Source organism: Brevibacillus gelatini (assembly GCF_003710935.1).
Classification (GTDB): domain Bacteria; phylum Bacillota; class Bacilli; order Brevibacillales; family Brevibacillaceae; genus Brevibacillus; species Brevibacillus gelatini.
This window is the reverse complement of the sequence record NZ_RHHS01000053.1, coordinates 55,303-70,678: the sequence shown is the minus strand read 5'-3', so window position 1 is coordinate 70,678 and position 15,376 is coordinate 55,303. Positions and strand designations below refer to the sequence as shown.

Sequence of the window (15,376 nt, the reverse complement as noted above, 5' to 3'; positions counted from 1 at the left end):
ACAAAATATTTTACAGTCCCTGGAATAGCCCCAAAAGAGAGTCTGTCTGTCAAGATTTTTATGTACACGGAAGGACATCCATCGTCGCGAACCCCCTTACTGGATCGGCTACACTAAGTTGGACAGAAAAAAGGAGCGGATCTCTACAATGCCTAAAAAACAACGTCGCACGTTCACAACCGAGTTTAAAACTCAAATGGTGAAGCTGTATGAAAACGGAAAAACAAGAGCGGCAATTGTGGAGGAATATGACCTCACAGCTTCTGCCCTGGACCGCTGGATCAAGCAAGCACAGACAACCGGTTCTTTCAAGGAAAAGGACAATCGTTCATCAGAAGAAGAGGAATGGATTGCTTTGCGAAAAGAGAACCAACGTCTGAAAATGGAGATAGATATTTTAAAGCAAGCCGCGCTGATCATGGGACGAAAGTAGCTATCATAAAGAATAATCGTGATAAATACTCGGTATCAGCAATGTGCGACGTCCTGCAAATCGCAAGAAGTACGTTCTACTATGAAGCGAAAGAACGAGCAAAGGAAGAGAAAATAACCGAAGCGATTGTGGAGATTTTCCAGAAGAATCGTAAGGCCTACGGGACACGAAAGATCAAAGTTAAGCTTCAGGAACGCGGACTCGTCGTCTCCAGACGACGGATTGGTCGGATCATGAAAGAGCAAGGACTCGTTTCCCCCTATACCGTGGCTCAATATAAGCCCCATAAAACCGCTTGTAATGAAGCAACGACGGGAAATGTTCTGGATCGAGAATTCGATCAGAAGGAGGCAAAACGCTTCGTCGTCAGCGATCTAACGTATGTGAAGGTCCAGAACCGATGGCATTACATTTGTGTGTTGGTCGATTTATTCAATCGAGAGATTATTGGGCATAGTGCAGGTCCGAACAAGGACGCTGCACTGATTTCCCGCGCTTTTGCGACGGTACAAGGTGATTTACGCCAAATTCAGTGGTTTCATACTGACCGTGGTAGCGAGTTCAACAATCAAAAGATGGATGAGCTTTTGGAGACGTTTGGAATCGGCCGATCACTAAGTATGAAGGGCTGTCCGTACGACAACGCTGTGGCAGAAGCCACCTACAAGATCATGAAAACAGAGTTTGTGAATCAGATGAACTTCCAGAGTCTTCGTCATCTGGAGCTGGAATTATCCGATTACGTGAACTGGTTTAACAAGCATCGTATTCATGGCACCTTAGGCTATATGACGCCTGTTCAGTATCACCAAGAAGCCCTTATAAAAATTGTCTGATTTAGTGTTGACAATCCAGACGCCCGCTTCAATCGGCACAGGGGGAGGATAAAAAATAGACCTTGAGGAATGTGCACTCAAGGTCAAAAAGTAAGTATGGCTAATCAAAATTAAACAAGCTTTTGTTTACAGGCTTAAGATGATTAAAATACCCATCTTCATAAAGTTGTGAAATAATTTTCAAAATATTATCTGTTGTCACTTCTGTGACTAATACTAAGTTAGGTTCAACAGAATAATAACCATAATCTTCCATTTCGCTTTCGAAATCTTGTTTTAATCGTACGATATCATAAACTCTCAAATTGTAGTAGTCCTCATCAATCTTAACAAAGACATCATTACGATAACCTTTATTTAATGCTTCAAATTCGGCTAATTCCGTATTATTAGTAAAGATAACTGTATAACCGCTCACATTTACCTCCTATTTTACCCGTGAAACAGTAATTTGATTTAATAACTTTTGAAATTGCTCTAAAGGCATTTCGTATGCAGGAACTATCTCAAAGTGTTCAGCCCTGCTTCCCCTTTGAATTATTCTTAATCCTTCAGGCAATGATTCAATACGATAAGCACCACCAAATTTTGAAACAGTGTCAGGGTTTACATCCAAAGAGACACCATGAGTTGTCTTTACCAATCCAGTTTTCGAGTCTATTTTTACTTCACCTGGCTTAATAGTAAAATCATTACCTCCTCGATAAACCGCTACTTCAGCACCTTTATAATTTACTGTTACGCCACATTTATTATGTGTCCAAATACCAAGGTTGGAAACAAAGTACGTATGGAAGTCCTTAACCTTAAAGTTGTAAACTGTAACATGTTCCTGCTTAACCTCAATCTTTTCAATTGCTAATTCTTTACCATCTGAGGTTGTAAGAACATCACCCACCGCAAGATGCTGTGCTTCCACCCATCCTATGCCGACAATCCAGAACGGATGCCCATCAGTAGTCGTGATGACTTCACCGTCAACAGTTATATTATACGTTTCCTCAACATCACGTTGAAAGAGCCATTCAACTTCCTTGTAAGCCATCTCGCCTGTTTCATCGTCTTTGGCTAGAACTTTGTCACCTACCTTGATTTCCTCAATAGGTTTCTCCCCTTCGTCAGTTAACACCTTTGTACCCGCTGTAAAGCAATTACATTCAAATAGATCATCAATCGTCTTACCAGCTTTCTTGACGATCTTTCCACCAATCTTAGTCAAACGAAGCAAAGGAACCGTAGCTGCACCAGTCTCATAGATAATAATATCTCCATTAAATAGAACCTCGGCAAACTTTCCATACTTATCCCGACCAGTCGCTCTTCCTGCGTGAATGTAATAAACTAACTGATTCGTTAGTTCCCCTTTTTCTTCAAGTACTTTTCCCCCTCCAACGTTTACGTTGAGAGAAACGTGCACACTTCTGTTCAGAATCGTTTCAAAAGCAATGACAGACAGTAAAAAGTCTTCATTGTACGAGCCTGTGATCGGGCCATTATAGAACATCATTGTCTTTAGATCTTCTTGTGCTTGACGGATCGTAGTGCTTGGAATGGTACTGTTGTAGCGAGAGATTAAATACTGAATATCCAGCTCTTCATTCAGTTTTGTATTAACGACACTTATTGGCACCTGAATTTGAAATTGTTTGGCATCGGAAGCTACAATTTTAACCATGTAGACGTCAGTTTCAGCCCGCTGTCCGGGATTGACTTTCGTGTAGATGCCATTCCAACTGAACGTATGGTATCCAGCTGATAGATTCGTTCTGACCTCTTCATAGACTGGTGTTCCTTGCTTGAGTACTTGAATCTTTACGCTCGGATGGGGATTTGAAAATCTCCATTGTATCGTTACTGATTTTTCGTAGCCTGGTGTAGTATCTACAGCAAAATTACTGGAAATTCGTTTTGGACCATGAAAACCTGCTTGATAGCTATTACCGATTTCAGAGGACCTTAGTGAAATGCCAGACCTTAATTGGGCTGTAGCCTGACTTGGCTTCCAAACTACCTTTGCATAGTAGATCCCAGCCGCTTCTGTAACAAACAGCGTGTCTTCCTCATTCGCATGGAAAGTTTTAAGCGCTGTTCCTTGCGAGTCCTCCAGAATGAGCATGTTATTTGTCACATAGAGGTTCATGTATGCCATTTCTTCAGCCGTAAGCACAAAGTAGTCAATATCATAGGGAGAGGACAATTTGTCCGTATAAATATTATCCCATTCGGCCGGAATGGCTGTTTCTCTCGTGCTGTCCAAGTCTTCTTCAAATGTAAGTCGAGACTGCAAAGAAGGGGCTGCTGCTTCAAGCTTAACGTAGTATGTTGTATTCGCTGTTGCGTCCCATTCGACTTTTGAAAATTTGGTGCCAAACGGACCATCATGATCGTCGTTGCTTGTTACTTCATTCTGCATAGTTGCATCCGAATAAATATGCAGTCTTGTGTCTTGTTCAACTCCATTATTCAAATATGGAGATGAAAAAATCCGGTGCTTACCAGAATGGACTGGCGTCACTGTGAAGAAAGCTGTTGTGGTATTATTTTTATTTACATCTACAAAGGAATTGACACCCAGATTCTCAATCTGCTGTTCATTTCCGCTGTCATTTGCGATTTGAAAATGATCGGCATAACCAAAAAAAGTGATCGGAGCCGCTGAAGTTACTTTTACTTTAATCGTTCCACCCGCTGGGACTTTAAGGGAATGATCCGTTGAGTTGAACTCGCTGGAAACCAACGAACCTACGCTATTGTAGATTTCGTAGTCATATCTTTCGACCACATTGAACGCATCGTATCTCAGCAGTTGGCTCTCAAACAAAGAGTTGTTCTTAAATGTAACTGTATGGCCTTGAACAACGGTTTCTCTGCTAATGACAGGATGTGTTCTTTCCAAGCCAGCAAAATCCGAGGTGAAAGCCTCTAGCATGAGTGGATCATTGGATTGATTTGTAAGGATGATTTTCCCACGTGGTGGAACATGCATGATAGAAGCAGTCGCATCAATATCTTGTGAACCGATAGACCCGTCCTGATTCAAAGTCACAAAATCAAACGACTTTGAACCATTGGAACGAATATCAACACTTTGTTGCTGATCGGTTCGATTCACAAACTCATATGATTGAGAGTTCTCCAAAGTCTTTTGAATAATAGAGGAAGCACTCTCTAATTTCGGTTGAAATATTTGTTCGTATCCGCTAAAGGTGACAGGCTCCTCCGATGTTACAGTAGCAAGGATAGTTGTATTCGCAGGGATGTTTCGATAGGAAACGCTGGCATTATGATGGGCAGATGTAACTGTTCCGTTTGTTATCAACTGGTAGCTAAACCTGCCTCCACTGCTAATAGTGAGCAAGTCTGCATTCGCCTTGCCGATATTCGTTACCGAGATACTACTCCCTTTACTGAGCGTCTGCGTAAATAGAGCAGGTCTCGATGTATCTTGCCCGATAAAATAAGATTTAAATGCTCGGAAGGTAACAGGCAACTCCGATGTTACAGTAACGACAATTGTTCCGCCTGCTGGGACAATTTTGGAAGATGCGCCTGAATTTACATCCTGGTATAACGGATCCCCGCTACCGCTATAGATGGCGTAGTTAAAAGTTCTTTTACCGAAAGAATTTAAAGTACCATCTGTATCTATGCTTTGGTTCGAACCTGACGTATTTACGAAAATATAAGATTGACCATTTTCCAACGTTTTCGTAATGATCGAATCCGCCGATGTAAGGTCTTGCAAGAGATCATAATAGCTTGTAAAAGTAACAGGTGTATCACTGATTGCTGTTGCAATCAGTTTACCGCCAGCAGGAATGTAAAGAGAGGTATTTCCAGAGTCATAGGACTGTTGATAAGTAGACCCATCACTTTTAAACAACTGGTAACTGTAACGTCTACTGCTGGAACCATTTACCAAAACGGGTGTGCTCTCCGTTGCCGTATTGAATAATTGAATGGTTTCCTCTTTTTTGAGAGTTTTTTTGATTAGTGCTGGATTATCGATTCTTTTACCATTGAAATAGGTTGTAAAAGCCTTGAATGTAACAGGAGTGGCTGACGTGGCAGTAACGACCATTTTCCCGCCAGCAGGGACCGTTTTGGAAGTAGCAATTGCATCGGCATCCTGGGCATGAGCGCGACCATCTGCTTTATAAATGGCTAAATCGTATGTCTTCTTTTCACGAGACGAATTTGAAGCATCTGTTTTAATGGCGTGAGTATCCGTATCATCGAGATTTTCAAAAAGATAGGATTCCCCAGCTTCCAAGGTTACAAAAATTAATGCATCGCTTACAGGTTCTTCGTCGTTAAAATCATAGTATCCAGCAAACGTAACTGGATTGTTGGCTGTCACTGTACCGATGATTTTCCCACCTGCGGGTATCGTTACGGTACTGGAAACGTAATCATAGGCTTCAGTTGATAAAGTACCATCTTCTTTATACGTTTGATAACTAAACTGTTTTGTTATACCCTCCACCTTGATGGAGTTTTTATCCGTCCCGGTATTTACAAACGAGAAGCTCTCTCCTGGCGACACTTCTTTTTTTAATAATGCTGGAGTAGTGCTTGCTTCGGAGATGACCTCACTAGTAGTAAAAGTGAAAGTAACAGGGTTTGACGAAGTAACAGTAACGACCATGTGCCCACCGGAACGAATGGACCTAGATGTAGACTTTGAATCGGTATCATAATCGTAGCCGGAGCCGTCTGGCAGGTAGATGGCGTAATCGTACGTTTTTGTACTCGTCGCGTTAGATTTTATGTACGTAGCATTCGTATGAATGTTCGTGAATTTATAAGATTCACCCTTTGATAAGGTGACGGATCCATCGTAAGCTGCCGCTAGCGCAAACTTCCCTTTTGCCGGAACCTTTTCTTCGAGAACAGCATGCTTTGCTTCGTTTGTTTTTTCTGATGCCGTGACATCAACACTCTGTTCTTCTGTCTCAGTCTGAACAGATTCTTCCGAAGGAGCGGTCACGGTTATGTGGATAGGAAGAACCTCCTTCCCGTATTTTGCCACAAGAGTTGTGGTTCCTACGCTTTTGGCATATATCTTACCCCGAGAAACGGAAACAATATGGAGATCTGCTACTTCCCACTCTATTTCTTTGGATACATCTGTTTTACTACCATCACTATAAATGGCGTTGATTTCGACTTTTTGAGAGTCTCCCATTTGCAACGTCATTTCTTTTATAGATGAATCAATAGATACCAGCTTGGTGTCCGTACTCGAATTGCTTTCATCGACGGTTGAAACAGCTTCCTGAGCAAAAACCATGTTGCTAAAAATGAGTGGCTGGCTAAAAAAATGGATGGGTTCTAACAATAGGCAAAACATTACAAAGCAGCACAAAAGTCGTTTTAAGTGAATCAATCCTTACAAACTCCTTCCTCTATTCCCAATTAATTGATATGCAAAGTCGATTATACACTGATATGTTCTGAGTGCAAGGTAATTCATACATAAACTAATTTTTTGCTGATACAAAATCCCCATCTTTATTAACAACGTATACGAATATCAAGTATTACTTGGCCAACTTGTCGTCTAGGTTTTCACACTAGGTGCTGATCCAAACTTGTATAAATGATGGGAGAGCCACCATTACTGTAGGCCGTCCGTTCAACGCAAGATAATCTTGTAAAAGTATTACTAAATGCTGGAGCGAACCTGAACATTAATCGCTCTTAAAGAAAATGAAGCAAATAAATTGTTTACTTTATTAAAGTCTCGGGAATATGACAAGGGGAACATAAACCTGCTAGCAGATGTTATGGGGAGAAGCAGTACGGAAGCATGCAAAGCAAACATACAATCCAAGAGGTGAAGAGTGCATGTTAAACAAAATATTGAGTCTGTGAATGCTAATCAAAAAGTTGACCATTTTTGGAGCAAACGCTCATCTTCGAGTTGACCACCTACGATGCTTTTTTTCACACAAAGTAGCATTTTATTTCCTGCACCAAGGATCGTCAAGGATAAAGGGTAAACCCCTTGCTACGCAAGCCCTTGACGATCCTTGGCTCAGTAAAAACATTTGCAATTAGGTGTGAAAATGATGACGTGTGCTCAAACTGTCAGGTGGGTAACTTTATGATGAGCAAAGTGGTCAACATTTTGGTGAGCGTTCACATTATCGCTCGATAGTGATATTGACTCCCACTACATGATGAAATTGATCGTACAGGAATTGCCTGATTTGATCGAAGGCTCCGCCGTTATTCGGGGGCGTGGCAACGGCGTTCTTGCGTCGAAAACACTGACGAATGACATCAAACTGCAGTTACTTCTCGAATCAACCAAAAGCAAGGAAGCGCTAGCCAACCTCAACAAGTCCCTTACCAAAATTGCGGACTTAAACAGTTCCGCCTATGGGGAACTGCTTAAAAAAGGAGAGCAAGCTTCACAAGACATTCAGCACTTCCTTGGTTTACTCGATCAGGAAATCTTAAACAAGCAAGAGATAAGCATGGAGCCTGATGCCTTTTTTACCGAGGGAACGACTGCAATCGAATCAGCAGCTGAGGTATTCCAGCTTGCGACTGTACAATTGGATCAAGTGCTTCAGGCGCGGCTCAATGATGCTATTGCAACGCGTAATATAACCTTAGGGATTACGGCTGCCGTCCTGATTCTAGTCGCCATATTTTATGTAGCCTTTTATAGAAATGTTATGGAGACGGTAAACGTGTTAAAAGAGCGAGCGGAAGCTATGGCAAAGGGCGACTTCTCGCAGGATATCGTGTTGCATACGAAAGATGAGCTACAGCTTGTAGGGATAGCCTTTAATGAAATGCAAAAATCAATGAATCGCGTGCTAAGCAACAATCAAAAAATTGCGGCAACCACCTTCCAAGCCTCCCGGCAACTATCGGATATTGCCCATGAATCTACAATGACCATGCAGCAAGTTGCCGCCTCTGTACAGGGAGTATCGGAAGGGACAAATTCCCAAAAACGCGCTACATCTGAAACGGCAACGACAATGAATGAAATGTCGGTAGGCGTATTGCGAATTGCGGAAGCGGCGTCTGAAGTTGCCAATCTCGCCTTGCGCGCGAATGAGCATGCGGAGCATGGGAATCAGCAACTGGTAGAAACAGTAAATCAAATGGCAAGCATTAAGAAGACACAGGTTGAGTCTTCCCAGATTGTAGCGAAGCTCGACGAACATTCAGTCAATATTGGCCGGATTATTGACGCCATTATGGAAGTTGCGAATCAGACGAAGCTGCTTGCCCTGAATGCGAATATCGAAGCAGCGCGTGCAGGAGAGCATGGCCGTGGATTTGCTGTCGTTGCCCAAGAGGTCGGAAAACTTGCCGAAGAAACCTCAAAGTCTGGGGAGTCCATTTCGGAGCTGTTGAATGTTATCCGCTCCTTGATTGGAGAAACGGTATCCGCTATGGATTCGATGCAAACCGAGACGAATTTGGGTATGGAATCCATTGAGCGCTCGAAAGTTGCCATTAATCGCATTCTCCATGATATTAAACTGGTAAGTGAACAGATTCAGGAAGTATCCGCAACCTCAGAAGAAATGTCGGCTGAAATGGAGGAAATAACAGCTTCGATCGAAGAAGTATCCAACATTTCCCACAACACCTCGGATGAAGCTGAGACCATGGCTGCAGCCGCAGAAGAACAACTGGCGTCCATGGAGCAAATCCAAAGTTCTGCCAATGAGCTAAAGAATATGTCCCAGGAATTGTCGGATGACCTGAGCAAGTTTATCTTGCGCGATCTGACTTGATGGAAGTAAGCAAAAAGGCTGCTGGAGGCAAACCCGATTCACCGGGTTTGCCTCCAGTTTATTGCTAATCTCAAGATGCTTCTTGCATGGCTTTTTTCCGAACAGGCCTTACGATAATAGCCAATAACACAACCATAGCTGCAATCACGACTGTTGAATAAAATAATCCTCCATAGCCCTCTTGTGCAGCCATCCATGTAATTTGATCGACACTTGATTGGATGACCTCTTTTAACGTCGGATCATGAATTTGCTCTATTAACTGAGCGTAATCCGTTTCCGACGACGGTGTGCCAGCAGTAGGCATCGCGCTGACTACCTGTTGGAATTCTTGCATCGCCTCCGGACTTAAATCAGCAGTCTTCATCTTCTCTTGCAAAATACGGCCGAAGTCACTTTGAAAAAGACTTGGAATCTGGTTAAACCCTCGGACAATAAATCCCGCATAAAGGGTGGGAGCAATTGTCATCCCGATTTGTCGGGCAAGGGAAAGCCCAGCCAGTGCCGATCCTTTATCCTTTTCCAGGTGCTCTGTCGCTAAAATATTCAACGGTGCTCCCAGAAGAATGCCCATCCCAAGACCAGCGATACAGGAAGAAATGACAAATTGCATTTTACCTTCGATCCATGCAGGGAATAATACAAAGCCAATCGCCGTGATGAAGCCAGATAAAAACACGGCAAGAATGGGTCCCTTTTTATCAACAAGCACACCGCCAAGTGCAGCGCCGAGCCCTGACGCCAATGCCAATGGTGTCATCCAATAGCCTGAGTATTCAGCAGCTACGCCTAACACCTGCTCTGTAAAAGAAGGAATGTAAATCATTCCGGCCAGTAATGCACCTGATAACGCACCAATGAGTAACGTCAGCAAGTAAACAGGGCGAACCAGCAAGCTCACCGGCAAGATCGGATCCCCATTTCGCTTTTCCAATGAGCGGTTATAGAAAAGCAAACCTGCAAACAAGACGATCCCCGCAAATAGGAATCCATAAACATCAGCGGTCGCGAGACTTTCGAGCAAAGTGGTCCCTTCAATATTTGTCAGGCCATACATGATACTGAGAACGGCTACGGATAAAAGGATCGTTCCTGCTACATCCAGTTTCCCGACTGCCGGTTCTTTTGTTTCCTGTATGTTCAGCCATCCGAAAATCATTAAAAGGACTGCGATTGGCACATTAATAAGGAAGAGGAAATGCCAATTACCTGTTACATCCAAAATCATACTGCCAAGGTTCGGACCTAAAATCGCCCCTACACCGTTCATGGCGCCCAATATTCCAAGCGCTTTCCCTTGTTTTTCAACCGGAAACGTACTCAACACATGGGAGCTGCCAATGATAAAGATTCCGCCCCCACCCATTGCCTGGATGAACCGGGCAACCAAATAAAACCAAAAGGTTGGACTTAGCGCTACCAGTAATGAGCCTAGCCCAAATAAAGCAACTTCAACGATAAACAGCTTTTTTCGACCATATCGATCGGAAATTTTACCTACAATCGGGATACTGATTGCGAGACCCAGCGTATAAACGGTTACACCCCAAGCGCCCCAGTTCGCAGAGACGTCGAACGAACTGTTAATCGTTGTCAGTGCAGCACTAATAATTCCGTTATCAAGAGCCGCCATGAATACCCCGATGCAGAACAATGTGATCGCCCAGCTTGAACTCGACGATTTACGCCCCATTCCTCCATCTCCTTTTCCATGCTCCAATATTATAAGGAGCTTCTTAGCCAATTATTATTTAAAAAATGAAAAGCCAACCACATAAGGGTTGGCAAAACAGCAGATCCAATTGGATGAACGAAAGTGAGCTTTCCGGACGTTGGCGATGCACATCATTTCATGTTTTTATTCAGCGATGGCTTTTGTCGCACGCACTGGTTTAAAAATGGATAGCAGGTATGTGACAAAGCCTGCTATACCAATTCCGAGGATCGTGTTGAAGGATTGGCCAGTGTAGAAGCCACTGCCGAAGTAGAAAATTTCGCGCAAACCATCAGCAGCAAAGCGAATCGGAATCCAGGGGCGAATGAATGTGACGAAGAAATCGGGAAGCATTTCTTTTGGCATCATGAGAACACCCATCCCCAACAGCATCACAACCATGAATAACGTAATGGCTGGTTTGCCAATCCATGCTGTAACGGCGGATACTAACAGGAAGAAACAGAATGCTGCAAACGACACGAACGAACCAACCAAGAAGTAGCCCGGAATATTGATGCCAGCAACGACACATAATGTTGCAACGGTAAAGCCGGAGAACAGGGCAATGATAACCCCAAATAAGATTTGGCTACCCATGAGGCTTGCTGTTTGTTTGCGTGTCAACGATTCTCTTTTCGAAATGTTCGACGTCGACAGGAATAATAGGAAACCGCCAATTAATGCACCTACCCAGGCAGGCACCGCCAATAAGGTCGGGGCGCTACCGTTTGCCGTAGCGGGAGTAACGGCGTTGAATACCTTCTCTTCGGCAACAATCGGATTTACCAGTACAGCTGCCTGGTCTGCATGGATTTGTTGACCATTCATTTGCGCAAGAAAGCTTGCCGAATACTGTTGGCTCAACTGTACGACCAGGGCGTTTAGGGCCGTTTTTGCATAGTTTGCACCTGTCACGTTATAGCCTTGGTTCACATAAAGCTGCAAAGTTGCTGGCGTATGATTCGTCAGCGCGTTTTGTACGCTCTCGTTAAAGCCTTCAGGAATGACCAATGCGGCATAATACTTTTTCTCACGGAAGGCATCCTCCATATTTTCTTCCTTTTCCTCTGTAAAAGCCAGCATCGGTTCTGCGCCATCGGTGCCTTTACTCATTTGCTCAACGGCTGCGTGTACAGCGTCTACATACGTTCCTTCGTCACTTACTACAAGGGCAACTGGCAAATTTCTTGCTTGAGGATCTCCTTGCGCAAACAAGTTCACCGAAAAAAGAGCAATGATAAGGATAACAGCAATAGGAGCAGCCCATGCCAATTTTTCTTTAAATAATTTCAAACAAACTCACCCTTCCTCAATAATCAACATGTTGTTCAGTGGTGTATGTCTATCTTATAATTTTGCCGAGACGATAAGCAATGAACAAAATGAACAGGTTGTTCATTTTTGAAAGGAAGTTTGTTCGTGGGCATTTATGCAGATAAAAATCGAAAAACAAAACAGCTCATTCAGCGCTCCTTTATGCAAATGTTGGAGAGCAAGCCGTTTGAATCGATTACGGTAGGGGAAATTGCCAAAACAGCGCAAATGAATCGCGGGACCTTTTATTTGCACTATACGGATAAATTCGATTTGCTGGAGCAAATGGAGCAGCAGTTGTTTGAGGATCTGGGAAGTCATATTGATGAATTGCAGTCTCGCTATTCGGTGATGCATACGTTTGGAGAAGGACAAGAGGAATTAGCTGCTGCCTTATTTCGCTCTATTCAATTCCATGTGCCAGCATTGAAGATTTTTTTAGGCGATCACGGCAGAGCGGGTTTTCACATTCGCTTTCGAGATGCCCTGGCAGAAAAAGTACGTTCCCATTTGGAAAAGGACGAAAACTTCCATGCAAAAGGAAAAGTCCCGATGGACTACTTGTTATCGTTTATCACGTCTGCCTTTTTGGGATTAATTGAACAATGGGTGCGAAATGGTTTAGAGAAAACCCCAGAAGAAATGGCAGCATTGTACATGAATATCATTTCCTTTATTCAAAAAAGATAACGAGCCTTTGGAGTCGCATCCAAGGCTCGTTTCGCGTCGTTCCTTATGACATGACGATTTTTCTTGCCGCGTTGACGAACATTTTCACGCCTACCTCAAGCGCATCCTCGTCGATGGTAAAGCGCGGGTGGTGGTGGGGATACGTTATGCCCTTTTCCTTGTTGCCCGCAGCGACGAAGAAAAAGCAGCCCGGCGCTTTTTGCTGGAACGCGGAGAAATCCTCGCCGCCCATGGTCGGACGCATATGCTCCACCCACTCAGGTCCGAGCGATTCCACGACGACCTCTTCCATCAGGCGGGTCACTTCCTCGTCGTTGATGACGGGTCGGTAGCCGAATTGGTACTTGAAGTCGTAACTGGCACCATGTGCTTCCGTGATCCCTTTGATGACGCGTTCCATCAGGCCGGGAACGGATTCGCGCAGCGTTTTGTCAAAGCTGCGCACCGTCCCGCAAATTTCCACCGTGCCCGGAATGACGTTGTGTGTCGTACCGCCCACAAATTGCGTGATGGACAAGACGAGGCTATGCAGCGGGTCGGTATTGCGCGAGACGATGTGCTGCAGGTTGGTCACGACTTGCGCCGCAATGGCAATACTGTCGATCGTCTCGTGCGGAAGCGCCGCGTGTCCGCCTTTTCCAAGCACGGTAATCCAGAACGTATCCGGCGCTGCCATCATCGGACCAGGACAAATGCCCACCGTGCCGAATTCCATCGTCGACCACAAATGGGTGCCGATGACCATGTCCACACCGTCCATGACACCCGCCTGCACCATTTCCTCCGCCCCGCCCGGATAGTCCTCTTCCGCGTGCTGGAACAAAAAGCGCACCTCGCCTTTGATCTGCTCCTTCATCCCGGACAAAATTTTGGCGGCTCCAAGCAGCATGGATGTATGTCCGTCGTGTCCGCACGCGTGCATCACGCCCGGATTTTTCGAGACGAACGCAAACGTGTTTTCTTCCGTAATCGCTAAAGCGTCCATGTCGGCGCGCATCGCCAGCACCTTTCCCGGCTGCGAACCGATCAGGCGGGCCATCACACTTGTTTTCGTCGGCCGGCTCACTTCCAGATTGCCAAAAGACAGAAGAGTTTCGTACACGAACTGCGCTGTTTTCTCTTCGTGAAACGACAGTTCGGGATGCTCGTGCAAATAGCGTCTCCACGCGATTACTTGCTCTTTGAGCGCCTCTGCTGCCTGATTCATGGTGACTGCTGTCGCTGTCATACGGTTCTCCTCCTCGTTCGGTGCGCTTTTGGCCCGTCGTCGCCAAGCTGCCGAATCCTCGTCTCTTTATCGTTGTACGCGTGTTGCTTGTTCGTCAGTCTCTCTACATTAAACTTGCTTCGCCAAAGCCAGCACGGTGCGGTACAGCACGTTGGCTCCGTCCGCGCAATCCTCCTTCGTCGAATACTCGGCCGGATTGTGGCTGATGCCGTCTTTGGAGCGAATGAAAATCATGCCGACCGGACAAAGGTCAACCAGCTGCATGCAGTCGTGGCCTGCGCCGCTCGGGAGCCGGAACGCTTCCAGCCCTTCCTGCGCACAAGCCTCTGCCGCCGCCTGCTGGATGCTCTCGGAGCATACGGCAGGCGCGATCCGCTGCAGCAATTCCACTTGCATCGTCACGTTTCGCTCGGCACAAATCGCTTTTGCCCGCTCGAAAATACGCTGCTCGACCTGATCGCGAACCGCCTCGTCCACATCGCGCAAGTCGAGCGTAAACTCCACCCGGCCCGGAATGACGTTGACCCCGCCTGGGAATGCCTGCACCTGTCCGACCGTCCCCACGCTTGTGCCCGTCCGCGCTGCCTCTTCCTCTATGGCAAGCATTACGAGCGCTGCCGCAGCAAGTGGATCGCGGCGCAAGTTCATCGGTGTAGCTCCAGCGTGGCCCGCCTCGCCCTCCAGGATGAACTTCATCCAGAGCGGTCCAGCGACACCCGTCACGATCCCCACGGACAAATTGCGGCTCTCCAGCACCTTGCCCTGCTCGATGTGCAGCTCCACGTACGCCTTGACGCTGCCTGGCGTGCGCGCCGCCTGATCGGTCTGATCCGGGTCGAGTCCGACCTGGCGCATCGCTTCGGCAATCGTGATGCCGTCCTTATCCGCCTGCTCCAGATCGCTGCGCTGAATCCGCCCGGCGATCCCGCGGCTGCCGATCATGCCGTAGCCGAAGCGCGTGCCCTCTTCATCCGTGAAAGCGACCACCTCAATCGGATGCTCGGTCTCTATTCCTTGCTCCTGCATCGTCTGCAAAATTTCTACGCCTGCCAAAACGCCGAGAGGCCCGTCAAAATCTCCCCCGTTCGGCACGGAGTCGATGTGCGAGCCTACAAGAACAACAGGTGCCGAAGGATTTTTCCCCTCTTTTCGCCCAATCAGATTGCCTACCGCATCTTCGCGAACAGTCAGTCCCGCTTCCTTCATGAAGCTGGCGACAAGGTCTTTTGCCGCCCGCTCCTCAGGAGTAAACGACAGCCTCGTCACCCCTCCGGCCTCCTGGGCGCCAATCTTCCCCATTTGCCCCAGCCGGTCCCACAATCGGTCCGCATGAATCATGTCGAGAGACTCCCCCTTCGTAGCACCGCCTATTAACGGTTGATTTACGGC

At 45.8% G+C, this 15,376-nt stretch carries 9 protein-coding genes; 3 read left to right on the top strand and 6 right to left on the bottom strand.

Annotation, left to right across the window (positions count from 1 at the left end):
* Nucleotides 1-148 precede the first annotated feature (148 nt).
* Nucleotides 149-1,269 (top strand): IS3 family transposase gene (locus tag EDM57_RS20755; RefSeq protein ID WP_211338287.1). Its coding sequence is split into 2 segments (ribosomal slippage): nt 149-398 and nt 398-1,269, totalling 1,122 coding nucleotides; the frame shifts between segments, so codons are not numbered across the junction.
* A gap of 100 nt (nt 1,270-1,369) precedes the next feature.
* On the opposite strand, the gene EDM57_RS20750 is transcribed toward EDM57_RS20755, so the two are convergent.
* The gene (locus EDM57_RS20750) at nt 1,370-1,687 is read right to left on the bottom strand and encodes a hypothetical protein (RefSeq protein ID WP_122906601.1); all 318 of its coding nucleotides are present in this window, start codon (nt 1,685-1,687) and stop codon (nt 1,370-1,372) included.
* A 9-nt stretch (nt 1,688-1,696) separates the two neighbouring features.
* Nucleotides 1,697-6,658, bottom strand: coding sequence for a polymorphic toxin-type HINT domain-containing protein (locus tag EDM57_RS20745; protein WP_122906600.1), 4,962 nt, complete (start codon nt 6,656-6,658; stop codon nt 1,697-1,699).
* Nucleotides 6,659-7,451: 793 nt separating this feature from the next.
* Between EDM57_RS20745 and EDM57_RS20740 the strand changes: the two genes are divergently transcribed.
* Nucleotides 7,452-9,038, top strand: a complete 1,587-nt coding sequence (locus EDM57_RS20740) for a methyl-accepting chemotaxis protein (RefSeq protein ID WP_122906599.1) — start codon at nt 7,452-7,454, stop codon at nt 9,036-9,038.
* A 70-nt stretch (nt 9,039-9,108) separates the two neighbouring features.
* Here EDM57_RS20740 and EDM57_RS20735 read toward each other — a convergent pair whose 3' ends face one another.
* Nucleotides 9,109-10,731 carry an MFS transporter gene (locus tag EDM57_RS20735; RefSeq protein WP_122906598.1) on the bottom strand — a complete coding sequence of 541 codons (1,623 nt, stop codon included), beginning with the start codon at nt 10,729-10,731 and terminating at the stop codon, nt 9,109-9,111.
* 165 nt (nt 10,732-10,896) lie between these two features.
* Nucleotides 10,897-12,048 carry a YhgE/Pip domain-containing protein gene (locus tag EDM57_RS20730; protein WP_122906597.1) on the bottom strand — a complete coding sequence of 384 codons (1,152 nt, stop codon included), beginning with the start codon at nt 12,046-12,048 and terminating at the stop codon, nt 10,897-10,899.
* Nucleotides 12,049-12,174: 126 nt separating this feature from the next.
* Here EDM57_RS20730 and EDM57_RS20725 point away from each other — a divergent pair, with 126 nt between their 5' ends.
* Nucleotides 12,175-12,759, top strand: coding sequence for a TetR/AcrR family transcriptional regulator (locus EDM57_RS20725; RefSeq protein ID WP_122906596.1), 585 nt, complete (start codon nt 12,175-12,177; stop codon nt 12,757-12,759).
* A gap of 43 nt (nt 12,760-12,802) precedes the next feature.
* On the opposite strand, the gene EDM57_RS20720 is transcribed toward EDM57_RS20725, so the two are convergent.
* Together EDM57_RS20720 and EDM57_RS20715 are read right to left on the bottom strand one after the other, a co-directional pair.
* Nucleotides 12,803-13,987: a M20 family metallopeptidase gene (locus EDM57_RS20720; RefSeq protein WP_122906595.1), complete on the bottom strand. Its 1,185-nt coding sequence runs from the start codon at nt 13,985-13,987 to the stop codon at nt 12,803-12,805.
* A 108-nt stretch (nt 13,988-14,095) separates the two neighbouring features.
* The gene (locus tag EDM57_RS20715; RefSeq protein ID WP_122906594.1) at nt 14,096-15,325 is read right to left on the bottom strand and encodes a Zn-dependent hydrolase; all 1,230 of its coding nucleotides are present in this window, start codon (nt 15,323-15,325) and stop codon (nt 14,096-14,098) included.
* Between the last annotated feature and the right edge of the window lie 51 nt (nt 15,326-15,376).